Genomic DNA, 17,141 nt, shown 5'->3' with positions numbered 1-17,141 from the left:
GCTTTGAGTACGACCGCCTATGAATGATTCAAGATTAGCAGTAGTATCTAGAGAGACTGAGGCTTCGTAGCTCTTATTATCACCATTAGTATTACTGATACTACTTATCTGACCAAAGGATTGATAAACTTTTTGTGTAACGGTAGTATCTTTTACCCCCTTTTTAGATTTAGATTGTTTTTTACTGGTTTTAGACTTAGCTTGTTTTTTATTAGCTTTAGATAGCGTTGGCTTTGAAACTGGTAATTCGGAAGATTGGTTAACTGTGTTTGTATCAATACGATCGGAAAAATATACTTGTTGATAATATGTCTTATCTTTTATTTCATCTGTCACCTGAGGCGTTTCAAATTCAGTAGATGGAAGTTCAACACTCTCTCTCATTACTAAATTATTGACAGACGTGGGAAAATTTACCAAAGAGATGTTTAGTGGTTCAGACCGGGATAAATTTACTCTTTGGATAAAAGACAAGGGCTGTCTTGCTTTGGGCAGTAAAGGTGGAAAAGCAAACTTTCTCTGCAATAAAAATTTGGGCGGAGATAAAGAAGCTCCTATTCCAAGAAATGGAGTTGTCATTCTAAGTAACTGTTGAATAATTTGTATAGCGATTAACGAGAACAAGCGTCAAATACATCATGAGCTAGAAAAATATCCTGTTGTCATACGTTGTGTTTTATTGCCTCCTCCTCCTTGTTTGCTAACTTTCAAGCCCTCATACGCCAGAGTTAATTCCTCAATGACAACACTACTTCCATCTGCTTGCAAATCTAATGACTTCCAAGCTATGGGAATAGCTCCAATGAGCGTCCAGCTTTTCATGATGTCGCCCGCTTGATTAAACGTAATAATGTTCGCATTACGCCGACTAATTGGTTTGTTTCCAAATAATTCATAGAGCCATTCCCAAAAATTCAGATCGTCTGTAGTACCTCGTTTGAGAGTTAGGTCTGAAAACGTTGAGTGACCTAAAAAAACGCGTTGTTGCTCGTTCACCCCTCCCTCCAGATAAACTTCTTTCTCAATTTGAACTCCCAATCCAGAACATTCTGTAAAAGATGCAGCTATAGAACCTCCTATTTCTATATAGAAACGATTGGTTGTAACATAATTGAGTTCAGATTTACTATTGCCGTTGACATCATTAGAAGAATTAGTAACCATTACAACCACCTTTCTTTACCATAGTTTCTCACTCGCTCTTGCTGACACCGCATATCTTCGAGAAAGATCTCATACACCCGGTCAGCAAGTTGGTTTAAGAGCAACGGATCATCAAGGTACTTTTTTGCTAGTGCAAGCATTGCAGTGTATTCTGCTTCGTTAGCCAACGCACTCATTGGTGTTAAAGAAAGCTGCATTAGTTTTAAACCCATAATTTAAAAAAAACAAACATAAAGAAAAAAACTATCTTCATTACAAGACTATAAGCACTATATCAGAATTGGGAAGTAGTCAAAAGTCGAATTCAGTTGGAACAGTCAACACTAACTAGTGACTACTGACCATTAACTAATTACTAGCTATCAGTCAATGAAACTGTGAAACATACCAGTCTCTCTTGACCAAGTTGTAAGGAATCCTTGTGATTGAGGCGGTAGTGAATGCCGGGAGAAAGAAACTTCTCATTTAAATAAGTTCCATTTCGACTATTATTGTCAACTAACATATATGCATTTTGAGATTTATCCCAGTAAACTCGAGCATGGGAACGGGAAACTATACCTTCATTAGGAATACCAGACAGGTCAATTTCTGGTAACCCGTGGTTACCAGCGCTTTGCCGACCAATGTAACCCTCTTCTCCATGCAGGCGAAATTCTTTTCCGGAGGTATGAATTAGCTTTAAGGTTGGTTGAGCACTTAAATGAGGAGCTGGAGTATGAGCAAGTGAGGATGGTGCTGATGCTTGATAAGCAGGTGGGCTAAGAGCGGGTTGTAGTGGTGCTGATGCTTGATAAGCGGGTGGGCTGGGGGTGGGCTGTGATGGTGCTGGTGCTTGATAAGCAGGTGAAGAAGCTGGAAATTTTGCAGATGGGACTGCTTCAGCTAGTTGCTTTTCTGCAGAAGGAGTCTGATTTTCAGCAGAAGGAGGCGGAACCACGTTGCCCAAAGGAGTGCCACACATAGGGCAAATTTTTGCATTATTGGGCAATGTGCGGTTAAAAAATTCGCAACTAGGATTTGGACATCTATTTGCAGTCATAAGAGTTTAAATATTTATCAGGTATCGGCTGTAAAGGAACAAGTCCTACTTTAGTAATGAGACATTGACCTTGACGGGTAGTTAACATCTCAGCAAATTTCGCTCCTGCAGGTGGAAGACTATTGTTGTGAGGGTATACCACTGCAAGGGGATAGCTTAACGGATAACTCCCGGTTGTAAAACTTTTAACATCTAAGCGATTGTCTTTGTCACATATGTTATCTGATGGAGTGATTGGTTGACCGTTGAGCCGGAAAAGGGCTTGGCTGGGAGGCTTATCATCATTAACTAAAGCTAAGGGATAGCCTGCACACTGGTTCCAGGTTTTACTAAGAATGCCATAACTGATAATGCCAGCTTGCCCTGTGTCAAACGCAGTGATAATCTGTTGCTGAGTAAGTTCAGTCGCTTGTGTTGTAACTATTGCTTTGTATTGAGCAATCTTTTGTGGGTCGTCTTTCAGTACAATTTTTTCAAATTCTCGCACTGCTTCAGGCTCAGTTGGAGCAAAAGGTTTCATAGGAAGATTTGGGCCGCCAAGCTGCTGCCAATTGGTAATCTGACCTGTATAAATTTGGCGCAGCTGATCGAGAGTAATTTGCCCATTAAGAACCTTGGGAAGATTTGCATCTTTCTTACTAAAAGCGACAAATACAAGTAATCCATCATAAGCAATTTGTTTTTCAGCTAGATCGTTTGATAAATTATCTACTAAACTGGTCATTGCAAACTGTGCCTGACCTTTTTTTACTTCTTCTATAGGTTCACTCTTCATTTGTATATCAGCAGAAGACACAGGTTGATAGTTAAACTGTGCGTTTGCATCCGGCTTAGGCGTATTTAATAGTTGTGCGAAAGTCAGTTCGCTAGTTGGGCGTACTTTTAAGACGACACTCCATGTCCCTTCTGTTTCTCCCGTGTAAGTAAAAACTCCTGAAGGAACACCATTGACGTCAGTAAAACTAGGCACAAGTTGATTAAATTCTGCAAAATCTTCTTCTTGTACTCCTCCACGCCCTAAAAAATACCAGATGATTCCACCAAGTGATAGTAAAGTGATAATACCTAAAAGGATAACTAGAATGAGTGGTGTCCGAAAACATTTTTCTTTCTCTTCCTCGGGTACAACTTTAGTGAAACTGGTAATTTGGTTTTCCAAAGGAAATTGCAGTAAGGCTAGACGAGCAGTTTCAGCACTCTCAAAAGGAGTTTCTATACCCATTAAGCGATAGATGAACTGCTTTAAATCAAGGCTGGTTTTGGGCCATAGCTGTTCGTTTCTGGGATCGAGAGGTTGATTAGAGGCAGGATCTACGGACTTTCCCACCCATAGATAAAAAGCGACTCGTCCCAATTCCTCTAGATCTTGCTGAGGGTCGGGAGTTAAAGCTTGGGCAAAAGTTGGTGGTTCAAATAAGCGCTCCCAAATAGCTAAGTCGCAAAAGTATATAACAAAATATTGCAGATCATTTTGTACAATTAAGAGACTATTCAAGTTAACATTGGCGTGAACAATGCCCTGTTGTACTTGACCTGAAGGAAAGCGAAGTTTTTGTGTATGCAAGAATTGTAGGGTTTGTAAAGCTTGATTGAGTACTTCGCGCACTTGAGAAGCTCTCATTGCGCCTTTTTCTATCAAATATTGACTCAAAGTCTGCGAGCTTTCTAAATTACCCTGACTAATTGTATAACAGCGTTTTTGCTGCGGGTCAGCAATGACTTCCCAAGGACTGATCAGACGAAAATCTTGGTTTCTGCCATCTGCTGGGCTTACCCCTGCTACACGTAAAAACGTATCTTGACGTTGACGAGCCTCGTCTGCATTAAAAGAACGCGAGGGTAACAAATATTCTTTGATGACTACAGATTGGCTATCAGCCATCTGTCTTCCTGAATATAAACGACCCATACCCCGAGAGCCGAAAAGACCAGTTATTTGATAAGTGCCTCGACTACCTTTAATTTCAGTTTTTTCTGGTAATAGGGCAGGAAAACCACATTCCAGACAAAACTTAGCCTGTGGAAATTCCTGCATTGTTTTCTGGAGTTGATCACAGTTTAAAGGTGCATTGCGCGAGCAAAAGTATTCTTTATAACGAGGCTCAATTGATACCATTTTAGATTTTAGATTTTAAATTTTGGAGTGAGAAACTTTCACGCTTTAGTCGTTATACATCGTCCTCCCTACTCCCTATTACTAAACACACCTAGTTTTAACGCAGCTACAACTGCTTGGGTACGGCTAGTCACCTGCAATTTGTCAAAAATGCTTGTTAAATGAGCTTTAACCGTAGCTACCGTAACATACAAACGTTTAGCGATTTCTTCATTAGAATCGCCTTGTACTAACCAGTGCAGAACTTCTTGTTCTCGTTCTGTCAGATGCAGCTTTTGACGGGTTCTAATAGAAGCCTCTGAATAAGCATGGAATCGGCGGAAAAAACCACTAGCAACGTCTGTAGGTAAATAAATCTCTGACTTGAGTGCAGTAGTGATTGCCTCACACAATTGAGTAGCCACACGATTTTTAAAGACATAACCTACAGACCCTGCTTGCATGGCTTGAAAGATGAAATCATCTTCTTGGTGAGCTGACAAGATTAAAACTTTCCCAACAAAAGATGTTTCTTTTAGGCGAAGAAGAGTTGTAATTCCATCACCCGCAATTAATTCTAAATCGAGAAGGATGAGATCTGGTTGTTTTTGAGTAGCAAGGCTTACTGCTTGTTCTGTAGATGCAGCTTCTGCCACCACTTCTAACGGTAATTGTCCGCTATTACTATAAAAATTAAGGAGAGTGTGCAATCCCTGACGAAAGCCTTGATCGTCATCTACAAGAAGAACTGAAAGCTTTTCATTGGTCATCATATCAAAACCCTCCTAAAAAGCTGTAGATCGAGGTAAGCTTATAAAAAATTGTGCTCCCCCTAGTGGTGAATTTTGCGCCCAAAGGTTTCCATGATGGTCAAGAACAATTTTTTTAGCAATAGTTAAACCAAGTCCAGTACCTCCTGGACGACGAGAATAAAAAGGAGTAAAGATTTTTTTAATGTCGTCTGAAGATAGTCCTACTCCTTGATCAGAAATCCAAATGAGTATCTCGTCTTGAAAAATTTGCCAATTACAGTTAATAGTTCCAGATACAGGGCTAAAGTGAACCGCATTGCTAAGTAAGTTGTCAAAAACTTGCTTCATTTGCAAAGAGTCAATTGCCAGAAAAGTAGAACTATCAGGATAAGAAATTTGCAATTTCTTCTGCTTAATTAAAGGCTTTAATCCCCGAATACTTTCAATCACTAAACTTCTTAAGTCATGAAGAGCAACTCTTAATCTTTCCTTCTGACCGCAATAAATAAGTTCAGTTAAATTTGTATCTAAATCTTGTATGCTTTCACGAATAATTGCTGCTTGTTCTTGGGAAGAACCGCTAGGTAATCCCAAGTAGAGATTTTCTGCATAAAGACTAATCATCGCCAAAGGATGACGTAACTGATGACCAGCACGCTGAAGTATATGTTCGAGAAGTTGAATTTCAGCTTTTTGCTGCCGACATTCGGCATAAATGTCCAAATGTTTGCTGAGTAACATTGCAGACTGCTTAACATCCTGCTGTAAAATTGGGGAGAGAGGTTCGTGAGCCAATATCAAAATATATTCAGCTTTTTGGTTTCTATACCCTATCGGGCAGATGTAACAAATTGATGATGTAAGATGGGATAAGTTAACTTCATTTACAGTAAAGGCAGGATAAAAGTCTACCAACCATTCTTCTAAATTCAAATAAATTAAAAGCTTTCTACAAAAAAGGCCATCTTGAACGCAATGGGTAATTGTTTGATGACTTTCTAACAATGGATCAAAATAAATAATTCGACACCACTGAATAGGAAATTTAGAGAGCAGATGTTCAATCTGAATTTGACAAAATTCTTGTATTTCTGAAGATTGCGAAGATTTGAAATCCGTATTTAGTTTTTGAGAAGAGGGACTTAAAATTCTAGTTAAAGCTTTTGTTGTAACTTGCATAATAACGCCAACCAATTTCAATACATAGGTTTTTTTGATTTGATTGAGCTTTACTCATCTATACTGCTGTAACTATATTTAGTTTCTACGTAATTGTCAGTTATAACCAGGCAAGATAAGCCTGTTAAGGTTATGTTAATGATTTTTTCTTGCTTGTGAGAAAAGCCGATGAAGTGAATGACTGGAGTTTAGACTAGTTCGCGGTGCGAAACTGCAAACCATTACGGCGATTGATGTACATCAAATATAAGCGCACCCACCCAAAACTTGAGTAGAGTTTTTATAGTACGCTTGAACTAAAATGACCCCAGGACAATTCCGGATGCGATCGTCTACGGAACGCGATCGCATCCGGGAATTGCGTTGTAGGCGATAAACCTCCGGTCGGCCTCCGGCGATTGCCCAAGGGGCGCTGCCGAAGGCAATCGCCAGAAAAAAAATTGACGAGCGCGATTTTTTTGTAATCAAGTAAGAGAGATAAAAATGATGACTGAATCTCAATGAAAGATAAATTTTTTTGAACTATTTTTGAGCAAATTAAAATAGTTCATCGTTTTTAAGTATGTTTTTGAGTAGTACTTTCTTTGCACGCTCACTTAAAAATCGATGTTACGTAAAAAATATGAATTTGATAAAGAGTTTAGTATTCTGATTCAGTTAGTAGAAGAGATGGATGATTCAATTTATATAATAGATAAAGTACTTTCAGATGAACATCTGTTTCGATTAATTGAGTCTGATTTATCAAAGCGTTATCAGAATACTACTAAAACCGGAAGAAAATCAAATCCGGTTGAAGTTATATTACGAATGTTAGCGTTGAAGCACTTACGCAAGCATGAAAGAAAAAGAAATTTTAAAAAAGCTCGTCGTTGGCATAATGGAGTAGAAGGACGTATCAGTTTTTTGAAACGATATTTTGGCTTACAACGTTGTTTATATCAGGGAGAGTTGGGATTTTGTCGTTGGGTTGGTTGGGGAATTATCGCTCATAATTTAACTATTATTAGTCGATTGACGCTCAAAAATCAAATAAATTCTCATGTTTTTATTTGAAATTATTACACTCAACTAAAATTGAGTGTAATGAAAGATTACGCTATCAAAAATAGCGGGCAAAATAGTCAAAATTAGCTTTATTAATAATCAATACTTCTATGTGCCAACTATTGATTATTGACAAGTTTTCTATCTAGTTTGTTCAGCAGTTTCGCACTCCTAACTAGTCTAAACTCCAGTGTCCTAACCACCTTCGCTGTTGCTGTAAATATACTATAACCAATTCCCCAGCAAAATCAGCGCTGCCCAATAACCAGGATGCTTGCGATCGCCTGGATGTTGTTGCAGCCAATTTTTTTGAGCCGATTGCAGTGCCTTGGCTCGACTCATTCTCTGTCGTAGCTCCTGATAAAATTGGGTAATCAGTTGAGCGGTAGACTCATCATCTACCTGCCAGAGAGAGGCGACAACGCTACGTGCCCCTGCTTGCAGGGAAATCCCGGCAATACCCAAAGCATCGCGATCGCTACCTACTGCTGTCTCGCAAGCTGTAAGTGTCAGTAACTCCAGCGATTTGCCTTGATGAACCTCTCGAATAATTTGATAAAGCTGATTCATAGTCAACTTTTCATTATATTTCTTAACTTCGTTTCTTGAGTTCTGAGTTAATTCCCACTTCGCTTGTCCCCTTGTCTCCTCTTGGGATAATTCAAAAAAAAGACTCTTAATTTTGAATTTTGTTAGCGTAGCGGGATGGAGTCCATTTTGAATTTTGAATTGATTTGTCTCCTTGTCCCCTATTCGCTTGCCAGTTACCAAAAAAGTGTCTCGCGAATCGATGCCAAATTTCCCGTGAGTTGCTAAATGAATAATCCCAAAAGCATTTTGTGTTAGCTCTTGTTTCAAGCGTTCAGGGGTGAAGGCATCATCCATTAATCCTTTACTGCCAGGAAGGATAGTTATGATGCTATCAATTTCTTCTTTAACATAGTTTAATGGTTCAAAAAAGATTGGACCGTCAACTACGGAAGGTTTAGTCAAACCAAAACCTAAAACTCGCAGGGATTTTCTGTTAAGTTGAGCGGGATCAACTAAGGTGAGACTAACTGTACTGGCAATGGCATACTGCTCAACCAAAAATTGCTTGCCATCATAAAGTGCTGCCATTGGAATACTGCGGAGAATTCCATCCTGAATGAAGACCAAAGTTTCAATCTGTGCTTGTTGCAACTGTTTGGCGAAGGGGCGGATCAGCCAGTTGTAAACTTGCTGTGCTTTTTCTTGATAAGTATTTGCTAAGTCTGAGCGCTTTTCGAGCTTAAGACGTAGGTCATTTACCGTTGTAATCACGTCCTGACTTTTAGCAGGTACCCAGTAAATTTGTGACTGAAAGCTTCTATTTTTATTACGCAGAGTTAGGATGACAGCAACTTTGTTTTTGAGAATTATGGTGCTGATGACAGCTGTTTTTTCATCGATCAGCGTGACGGGTTTAGCGATCGCTTGCACGGAACAATCATCCCCAAGATAATTTTGCAGCTCTGCCAAACGCAAACTATCAATAGTTTCTAGGGCAGACTCAATGAATTTTAGATTGTTTTTATCACCCCATCCCCGCATTTCCCCATCTCCCCGGGCTTGCTCCAGGTATAATTCAGTTAATTCGCGATAGACAGGTTCAACAGTATCGCGAAAGTCAAACTGAAAATCTCGCCGAGTGATCGCTAAATCTCCTCGAATTTCTTTTAAAGTCTTAACTGAACTTTCGTAGAATGCGATCGCCTCTTTAGTCCTTGAAAGCGCCTGTAAAATTCGCCCTGCTTGCCAATCCCACAGATAGCGGCTCTCCTGCATTCCTGCAACCAATTGTGCTTGTTGTGTCAGCTTCAACGCAAGAGCATTGTCTTGGCGGCATTCATACACGTGTCCCAAACGACCGAGTGCAAAGGATGCAGATTGTTCGTCTTTCAGGCGTTGAGCGATCGCAACTGCTTGATTGAGTAGCTCTACTGTTTCAAAAGGCACTTCGGAACTTAAGCAGCGACTTGCTGATTCAGTATCATAAGTTGCAGGAGGTAAGCCAAGTAGTTGATATAAACTAGCAAGCCGAATTGCTGCATAAGCTTTATCGCGGGAATCTGGTATGCGCTTTAAGACACTCAATGCTTGCTGTAGAGTACTGCCTACAGATACGTCTGTGCGACTGCGATGATAGGGTATGAATAGGTTGAGGAGCGATCGCAGTTCATTTGCCGGATTGTTGTGTCTACGCGCAAGGGCAACGCTCTCCTCAAAGTAGGTAATGGCTTTGCTATCCCAATAACGAGCATTGCGAGTAAATTTTTCAACCGCCAATTGATCGGCTGCCTGTTTGGCAAACTGGAGTCGCCGATAGTCACCTTTAGCGAAGTTGGTGTAGGTATTTCCTAAGCCGTTCAATGCAGAGATAATGTATGGATTATATTCATTTTTATTTGCTATTGTCAAGGCTTTTTCAAAATAGTTAATAGCTTGCTCGTAATCACCTTGCAGACGATGAGCGTTGCCCAAGCTACCCAATGCGGTGACTTCTCCAAGAGTGTCTGAATGGTTGCGGGCGATGTTCAAAGCAGTTTCTTTAGTACAGTTTGGGTCTAGCTTATTTTCGCCACACAACAGAGCGATCGCTTTGCGCTGCTGTCCCAAACTACTGTATACTTGAGCAAGTTCTGTGAGCATTCTTCCTAGCTGAAGACTCGCGCCAACTTTTTGATAGTAGACTATAAGTTGATTGAGAGTGGCGATCGCTCGATCCACCTGACCGACTTGTTGATAAGCTCGCACTAGATACTTTAAAACTGTCACCTTATCTTCAGATTGCTCTTTAGAATTGCTGCTTAAAGCCGCTTCCCAAGAGGAAATTGCACCCTGAAAGTCTCCGGTTGTATAGCGCTTTAACCCTTGCTGCATCAGTTGTTTCCAGTCAGTCGCTTGAGCAATGACGACTTCACCCAGTTGTACTTGCCTAAATGTCAGGTTTCCCTGACCTAAGCACAAGCAGACGGTGAGGCTACTGAGAAATAAAAGGTTCAGCAGGCAGGTAGTTTTCAAGCAACGGCGTAAGCCCATGCAGACCTCCAACGCCAAATTGGGAATACAATCACAATAGTTAAGAAATTCATTTGCTGCTGAAAAATCTATCTTTGGTTGGAGAAGTTTTGAAAATATTTCTCCGCTGCGATAGTGTGCTTTTGTATTACAGTTCAAGAGAAGACTCTGCCTTGGGAAGCAACCTTTATGATTGCTAGAAACTGTCTTGGCAACTGGCTATTAGCAACAAGTGGCTTAATTTTGTCTAACTTGCTTGGTGTTGCGCAAGTTGCAATCGCTCAAGTTGTACCCGATGAAACATTGCCAACAAAAGAGCGAACGCAAGTATTAGGCGATCGCAATTTCCAAATTGATGGGGGTGCAACTCGTGGCAGCAATCTTTTCCACAGTTTCAGCCAGTTTTCTGTACCTACAGGCGGCGAAGTCTATTTTAATAATGCAGCCAATATCCAGAATATTTTCAGCCGTGTAACAGGTGGGTCAATTTCTAATATTGATGGGTTAATTCGAGCAAACGGAACGGCGAACTTATTTTTGCTTAATCCTAATGGAATTATCTTTGGTCCAAATGCCCGATTGAAGGTTGGCGGTTCGTTTGTCGGCAGTACTGCTAACAGCATCAACTTTGCCGACAACTTTGAGTTTAGCGCTACCAACCCTCAAAGCACACCCTTGTTAACAGTCACTGTTCCTATTGGCTTACAGGTGGGAGCTAATCCTGGAAAAATTACAGTGCAAGGGAATGGATACGATTTATCGAAAGCATATCCCATATCATCACCGTTTACCAGAGGTAATAGCTCAACGGGATTACAGTCCCAGCAGGAGAAACTTTGGCATTGGTTGGAGGTGATGTAGAGATTCAGGGTGGTACACTGACTGCAGAGCAAGGACGGATTGAGTTGGGGAGTGTCCGTAATGGGCAAGTTTGGCTCAATCCCCTGTCGGAAGGCTTTGCGCTTTCCTATCCCAGGATCCAAAGCTTTGGCAATATTCGCCTTTTGCAACAAGCGTTGGCAGATGCCAGTGCCGGTGGTTCAGTTCAGGTGCACGGGAATCAAGTATCGCTCAATGATGGTTCAATCATTTTGATCCAAAACCAAGGGCAGCAACAAGGAGGGAGCATTAGCGTTAATGCTGCCTATTCTGTGAATCTGAGCGGACACAATTCCACTGACAGCTTGAATGGAGGCTTGAATAGCGAAACGATTGGAAATGGGCATGGAGCAGATATAGCGATTACTGCTCAACAGCTTGTTCTTCAACAGGGAGCAGTCATCATTGCTAGCTCCTATGGTTCTGGTAAGACGGGTAACATAACAGTGAATGCTGACTCTAAGGTGCAAGTAATTGCGTTTTCACCCCCTAACCCCATAAATAATAGCGTCATTGCTGCCACTACTTCTGGTTCTGGAGATGGGGGAGATATCACCTTGTCTACAGGGCAGTTAACAATTCTAAATGGAGGGGGGATAGGAACCCAAGTGTTGCCGAAAAGCACAGGGAGGGGAGGAGATGTTACGATCAATGCAAGGGAATCTACAGAAGTGATTGGAGCAGCTGTTTTGCCAGAGGGTATTACTGTCAGTAGTGTGGCTGCGATCACTACAGGTGATGGAAATGCAGGAAAAGTAATCATTAACACACCAAGATTGGTGGCTGAGAATGGTGGCTCAGTTTCTACGTCCACTATTGAGGCGGCAGGTAGTGCTGGCAGTCTAATTATCAATGCCACTGAGTCCGTAGATGTCAGGGGTGGAGTACAGCAGAGAATTTCCACTCCTAGTGTTGATGGAGAATTTTCCTATTTAAGTTTGGTGGGTGCATCTGGCATTGTGACTCTATTGGGAACGCCAGAGGCTGTGCGTGGAGCTTCTGGAAATGTAACTATTAATACTAGCAGTTTGAGTGTTACGAATGGTGCAGGCATCGAAGTCAGTAATCAAGGGACTGGGGATGCTGGAAATCTTCAAATTAATGCCAAATCTGTCGTTCTAGACAGTGGAGGTGCGATTACAGCCGCCACCGCATCCGGTGAAGGGGGCAACATTCAACTCCAAGTCAGGGATTTACTACTCATACGCCGTAACAGTGAAATTACTGCCTCGGCAAGCGGTACTGGCAATGGTGGCAACATCAATATTAATACTCCCTTCCTCGTTGCTGTCCCCAACGAAAATAGCAACATTAGCGCCAATTCTGTAAATGCTCGTGGTGGGAATGTGACTATCAATACAAACGGGATTTTTGGCTTTCAATTCCGCCCACAAGGTACTCTCTTAAGTAACATCACCGCCACTGGAGGAAATTCTGCGTTAAATGGCACTGTACGAATTAACGTTGAGAATATTATCCCTACTAGTGGATTAGTCAAATTGCCTTCAGTATTGGTGGATATCAATGCACTGATTGCCAATAGCTGCATTGCCCGCAATAGCCAAAAGAGCAGATTCATTATCACAGGTTCTGGTAGCTTACCCACTTTACCTGATGAGTTGGCTAACTCTGGGTTTCCAACTTATGAGTTAGTTCCATCAACCAGTGATTTACCGATTGGGATACAACAGAGCAACAATTCCAATCAATCCCACGCAGCTATTGTCGAACCTGATGGTATCTATCAATTATCGAATGGGGAAGTTGTGTTAGGGCGTTCTTGTCGTTAAAGTGAAAAACTGCCAAAGTTTAAAATGTAACTTTTCAAACTTGGAAAGCAACGGGTTAATCAGAAATTCATTTGCTGCTGAAAAATCTATCTTTAGTTGGAGAACTTATGAAAATATTTGCCGCACCGACAGCCCCCTTTTGTATTACAGTTCAATAGAATACCTGTGCCTTGGGAAGCAACCTCCATGATTGCTAGAAACTGTCTTGGCAAGTGGCTATTGGCAACAAGTGGCTTAATTTTGTCTAACTTACTGGGTGTTGCCAAAGTTGCAATCGCTCAGGTTGTACCCGATGAAACATTGCCAATAAAAGAGCGAACGCAAGTATTGGGCGATCGCAATTTCCAAATTGATGGGGGTGCAATCCGTGGCAGCAATCTTTTCCACAGTTTCAGCCAGTTTTCTGTACCCACAGGCGGCGAAGTCTATTTCAATAATGCAGCGAATATCCAGAATATAGTATCGCGAGTCACGGGTGGGTCAATATCTAATATTGATGGGTTAATTCAAGCCAACGCGAGAGCGAACCTATTTTTGCTTAATCCCAATGGGATTATTTTTGGTGCCAATGCCCGGTTAAACATCGGCGGCTCATTTTTAGCCAGTACAGCAAATAGCATCAACTTTGCCGATGGCTTTAAGTTTAGCGCCACCAATCCCCAAACTGAACCGCTGTTGACAATCAGTGTTCCTATTGGCTTGCAATTTGGGCAAAATCCCGCAAGTATTGCAGTGCAAGGTACAGGATACAACTTATCTGTTCGGGAGCCAGCACGTTCACCAACGATTAGAGGCAGTGCCTTAACTGGTTTGCGGGTGCTACCACGACAAAGCTTGGCATTAGTTGGGGGTGATGTAGACATACAGGGAGGCACGCTGACAGCAGAGCAAGGACGGATTGAGTTAGGCAGTGTAGGCGATGGGCAACAGGTTGGACTAAGTTTCATTCCCCAAGGCTTTGCTCTCAACTATCAAGGTGTACAAAGTTTTGGAGATATTCGTTTATCTCAGCAGGCATTAGCCGATGCTAGTGGAAGCGGTTCGATTCAGGTGCAAGGAAATCAGGTATCGCTGAGTGATGCCTCACTCATGTTGATTCAAAACCAAGGCTCGCAGAGTGGGGAAGCATTAACGTGAATGCTGCCCAATCTCTATCGATGAGTGCAACGAGTTTAGATGGCAGGCTTCGTAGTGGTTTGGATACTCAAACTGTAGGAAGTGGAACAGGAGCAGATATCGCCATTTCCACACGGGAGTTAATTGTTCAGGGTGGGGCAGCAGTCAACGCCCGTTCCTTTGACATCGGTCAAGCAGGAAATGTAACTGTGGATGCTTCTGATTGGGTGCAAGTACTAGGATTTTCGCCGTTTGATTTGTTCCGAACCAGTAACATCGCTACTGCAGCGCTAAGTTCTGGGAACTCGGGAGACCTCAGGTTGTCAACCAAGCGATTAACGGTTCGTGACGGAGGATCTGTAGCAGTTTCAACATTAGGAGACGGTGACGGAGGAGAGTTAACAGTCAATGCTCTTGACTCTGTAGAAGTCCTGGGAGTGAGAAACACTGTCCAATCTAGTAATGTATCGGCTGCAACTTTGGGTGCTGGCAATGGTGGGAAAATCACCATCAATACAGCACGGCTCGTGCTTCAAGATGGAGGATCTGTGAATTCTTCCACCGTCGCAACTGGTAACGCAGGTAGTGCAATCATTAATGCTAGAGAATCTGTTGATATCAGTGGTAGAAGGTTAGGCTTTGGATTACCTAGTAGTATACGTGCATCTGCTCCAATTATCAGTAACCAATTGCAACAGGCTTATCAACTGCTGCCAGTATCTAGTGGTTTTTCTGGAGATGTGACTATTAATACTGGGCGATTGAGCGTTACCAATGGTGCAAACATTGAAGTCAGTAATCAAGGGCTAGGCAATGCCGGAACTCTTCAGGTTAATGCGAAATCTATCATTCTAGACGGTGGAGGTGCGATTACAGCCGCTACCGCATCCGGTGAAGGGGGCAACATTCAACTCCAGATGAGAGATTTGCTGCTCATGCGCCGTAACAGTGAAATTACTGCCTCGGCAAGCGGTACTGGTAATGGCGGCAACATCAATATTAATACTCCCTTCCTCGTTGCTGTCCCCAACGAAAATAGCAACATTCGTGCCAATTCTGTAAATCTTCGTGGTGGGAATGTGACTATCAATACGAATAGTATTTTTGGCTTTCAGTTCCGTCCACAAAGTACTGCCTTAAGTAGCATCACCGCCACTGGAGGAAATTCTGCGTTAAATGGTACTGTGCGAATTAACGTTGAGAATTTTACCCCCACTAGTGGATTAGTAGAATTGCCTTCAGCATTGGTGGATACCAACACACTGATTGCTAATAGCTGCATTGCCCGCAACAGCCAAAAGAGTAGATTCATCATCACAGGTTCTGGTAGCTTACCCACTTTACCTGATGAGTTAGTTAACTCTGGGTTTCCAACTTATGAGTTAGTTCCATCAACCAGTGATTTGCCGATTGGGATACAACAGAGCAACAATTCCAATCAATTGCACGCAGCTATTGTCGAACCTGATGGTATCTATCAATTATCGAATGGGGAAGTTGTGCTGGGGCGTTCTTGTCGTTAAAGTGCATAATTGCCAAATCTTGAAATGTGGCTTTCCAAACTTGGAAAGCAATTTGCGCTAGAAGTTGATGTTTTTAGTATAGCGATCGCTCTACTCTATAAATCAAGCCTCCAAGGTAACGCAAAGCTACAGCATTTAAATGAACTCAAAAACTTAAATATTAATCAACTGGATTACAAGGAGCGATCGTGATGATGAAACTTGTGAGTCTACAAAAACTGGTCAACCAGTGGTTTGATGCCATAGAGTTTGACGAGCCCAAGATGGCACAGTTATTGTGCAAGATAATCCCCGCTCGTTGTCCTTTTGAGCGAGAAATTAAACTTTGTAACTACACCTTATTTCGCATTCCACCACTGTGCAAGCTCAACCCTGTTTACGAGCAAATAGTTAGTCTTCGCTTCAAAGCTCTATCCTATCTTGCTAATGAATGTGGTGAGGATGCCGCACGATATTGTTGAATGAAACTTTACCATTCAACCCACCAGGAGCGTGTTGCTCTCTTTAATAACTCGTTGTGTGAACAATTATTGAGGTAGGTGTATGTGTATTACAAAAACAACCCGCAAGCGTGGCGTTATCCTTTCTGCTACTGGTTGGGACAAGTTTCAGAAAGTGAAACGCTCCTTTGAGTTTCAAGACAATGATGGTAGCCGCTACACTTTAGAAGAACTTAGCTCACGCACTAATCTATCGTTGCATACCATCTCTCGAATCATCGCCCGCGTAGAAGGGGTAGACAAGCTTTCGCTAGAATACTGCTTCCGAGCTTTCGGATTAAAGTTAGACAAAAATGATTATACCCGACCGAGTGGAGCTCAAACAGTTGACTGGGGGGAAGCAGTAGACGTTTCAGGCTTCAACGGTCGCAGCGAAGAACTAGCGCAGTTACAAAAGTGGGTGTTGATAGAGCGCTGTCGCTCAGTTGCTGTGTTGGGGATAGGCGGAATTGGGAAAACGAGTGTTGCAGTTAAGTTTGCTCAACAAGTCCAGCATGAGTTTGATTATGTCATTTGGCGATCGCTGTTCCAAGCTCCACCCGTTGATACTCTCATAGCTGATTTGGTGTGTTTTTTGTCAAATCAACAGGAAACCAAAGGTGATATTGGGCGACTCATGCATTATCTGCGTAGTTCTCGGTGTTTATTAATCTTAGACAAGATGGAATCAGTTTTGGATGCCGGTCATGCTGGGCATTATCGTCCCCGTTACGAGGGATATGGTGAGTTACTCCGCCTCGTTGGAGAAACTGCTCATCAAAGCTGTTTGATTTTAACCAGTCGTGAAAAGCCTGCCGAAATTGCCGCCAGTGAGGGAACTGAGCTATCGGTGCGTTCTTTGAGGTTGGGTGGTTCGCAACAAGCTGCTTTTGCCTTGCTTGCGTCAAAAGGACTAGTAGGGAGTGAGGAGCAAAAGCAAGAATTATGCGAGCGCTATGGTAACAACCCGAAAGCATTGAAGATAGTTGCTAGTTCAATTTATAACTTGTTTAACGGCGATATTGAAGAATTCCTC

The 17,141-nt window shown here is 42.1% G+C and carries 17 protein-coding genes; 8 read left to right on the top strand and 9 right to left on the bottom strand.

The window, feature by feature from the left end; all coding sequences use genetic code 11:
- The 8 genes from V5G28_RS13240 to V5G28_RS13205 form a co-directional block, all read right to left on the bottom strand.
- A partial coding sequence (locus V5G28_RS13240) for a hypothetical protein (protein WP_332994595.1) occupies window positions 1-579 on the bottom strand: 579 nt, incomplete at its 3' end.
- Window positions 580-636: 57 nt separating this feature from the next.
- Complete coding sequence (locus V5G28_RS13235) at window positions 637-1,164, bottom strand: phage tail protein (protein WP_332994592.1); 528 nt, start codon at window positions 1,162-1,164, stop codon at window positions 637-639.
- Window positions 1,164-1,361 carry a hypothetical protein gene (locus V5G28_RS13230; protein ID WP_332994590.1) on the bottom strand — a complete coding sequence of 66 codons (198 nt, stop codon included), beginning with the start codon at window positions 1,359-1,361 and terminating at the stop codon, window positions 1,164-1,166. The genes V5G28_RS13235 and V5G28_RS13230 overlap by 1 nt, the downstream gene beginning before the upstream one ends.
- A gap of 158 nt (window positions 1,362-1,519) precedes the next feature.
- On the bottom strand, window positions 1,520-2,206 hold the full coding sequence (locus V5G28_RS13225) for an FHA domain-containing protein (RefSeq protein WP_332994588.1): 687 nt from the start codon (window positions 2,204-2,206) through the stop codon (window positions 1,520-1,522).
- Entirely contained in the window at window positions 2,193-4,241 is a 2,049-nt protein-coding gene (locus tag V5G28_RS13220; RefSeq protein WP_336230535.1) for a substrate-binding domain-containing protein, read from the bottom strand. The genes V5G28_RS13225 and V5G28_RS13220 overlap by 14 nt, the downstream gene beginning before the upstream one ends.
- 149 nt (window positions 4,242-4,390) lie before the next feature.
- Window positions 4,391-5,074: a response regulator transcription factor gene (locus V5G28_RS13215; RefSeq protein ID WP_332994581.1), complete on the bottom strand. Its 684-nt coding sequence runs from the start codon at window positions 5,072-5,074 to the stop codon at window positions 4,391-4,393.
- 12 nt (window positions 5,075-5,086) lie between these two features.
- On the bottom strand, window positions 5,087-6,232 hold the full coding sequence (locus V5G28_RS13210; protein WP_332994578.1) for a sensor histidine kinase: 1,146 nt from the start codon (window positions 6,230-6,232) through the stop codon (window positions 5,087-5,089).
- A 240-nt stretch (window positions 6,233-6,472) separates the two neighbouring features.
- Window positions 6,473-6,700: a hypothetical protein gene (locus tag V5G28_RS13205; protein WP_336230532.1), complete on the bottom strand. Its 228-nt coding sequence runs from the start codon at window positions 6,698-6,700 to the stop codon at window positions 6,473-6,475.
- A gap of 138 nt (window positions 6,701-6,838) precedes the next feature.
- Between V5G28_RS13205 and V5G28_RS36705 the strand changes: the two genes are divergently transcribed.
- Complete coding sequence (locus tag V5G28_RS36705; RefSeq protein ID WP_442994260.1) at window positions 6,839-7,288, top strand: hypothetical protein; 450 nt, start codon at window positions 6,839-6,841, stop codon at window positions 7,286-7,288.
- Window positions 7,289-7,504: 216 nt separating this feature from the next.
- Here V5G28_RS36705 and V5G28_RS13195 read toward each other — a convergent pair whose 3' ends face one another.
- Window positions 7,505-10,339, bottom strand: a complete 2,835-nt coding sequence (locus V5G28_RS13195) for a CHAT domain-containing protein (RefSeq protein ID WP_336230531.1) — start codon at window positions 10,337-10,339, stop codon at window positions 7,505-7,507.
- A gap of 168 nt (window positions 10,340-10,507) precedes the next feature.
- On the opposite strand from V5G28_RS13195, the gene V5G28_RS13190 reads away from it, so the two are divergent.
- The 7 genes from V5G28_RS13190 to V5G28_RS13160 form a co-directional block, all read left to right on the top strand.
- Window positions 10,508-11,179, top strand: coding sequence for a filamentous hemagglutinin N-terminal domain-containing protein (locus tag V5G28_RS13190; RefSeq protein ID WP_332994572.1), 672 nt, complete (start codon window positions 10,508-10,510; stop codon window positions 11,177-11,179).
- Entirely contained in the window at window positions 11,155-12,987 is a 1,833-nt protein-coding gene (locus V5G28_RS13185; protein ID WP_332994569.1) for an S-layer family protein, read from the top strand. Before V5G28_RS13190 ends, V5G28_RS13185 begins: the two co-directional genes overlap by 25 nt.
- A 186-nt stretch (window positions 12,988-13,173) precedes the next feature.
- The gene (locus tag V5G28_RS13180) at window positions 13,174-14,124 is read left to right on the top strand and encodes a filamentous hemagglutinin N-terminal domain-containing protein (protein WP_336230528.1); all 951 of its coding nucleotides are present in this window, start codon (window positions 13,174-13,176) and stop codon (window positions 14,122-14,124) included.
- Window positions 14,121-15,626: an S-layer family protein gene (locus V5G28_RS13175; protein WP_336230526.1), complete on the top strand. Its 1,506-nt coding sequence runs from the start codon at window positions 14,121-14,123 to the stop codon at window positions 15,624-15,626. Before V5G28_RS13180 ends, V5G28_RS13175 begins: the two co-directional genes overlap by 4 nt.
- Before the next feature lie 24 nt (window positions 15,627-15,650).
- Complete coding sequence (locus V5G28_RS13170) at window positions 15,651-15,818, top strand: hypothetical protein (protein WP_332994564.1); 168 nt, start codon at window positions 15,651-15,653, stop codon at window positions 15,816-15,818.
- Window positions 15,818-16,087 carry a Mo-dependent nitrogenase C-terminal domain-containing protein gene (locus V5G28_RS13165; protein ID WP_332994561.1) on the top strand — a complete coding sequence of 90 codons (270 nt, stop codon included), beginning with the start codon at window positions 15,818-15,820 and terminating at the stop codon, window positions 16,085-16,087. Before V5G28_RS13170 ends, V5G28_RS13165 begins: the two co-directional genes overlap by 1 nt.
- Before the next feature lie 82 nt (window positions 16,088-16,169).
- Window positions 16,170-17,141 (top strand): NB-ARC domain-containing protein (locus V5G28_RS13160; protein ID WP_332994558.1); only part of this gene is annotated, 972 nt, incomplete at its 3' end.

Source organism: Scytonema sp. PRP1, from assembly GCF_036697665.2.
Classification (GTDB): domain Bacteria; phylum Cyanobacteriota; class Cyanobacteriia; order Cyanobacteriales; family Nostocaceae; genus Kalymmatonema; species Kalymmatonema gypsitolerans.
The sequence above is the reverse complement of the archived record's forward strand: the minus strand, read 5'-3'. Positions and strand labels throughout refer to the sequence as shown.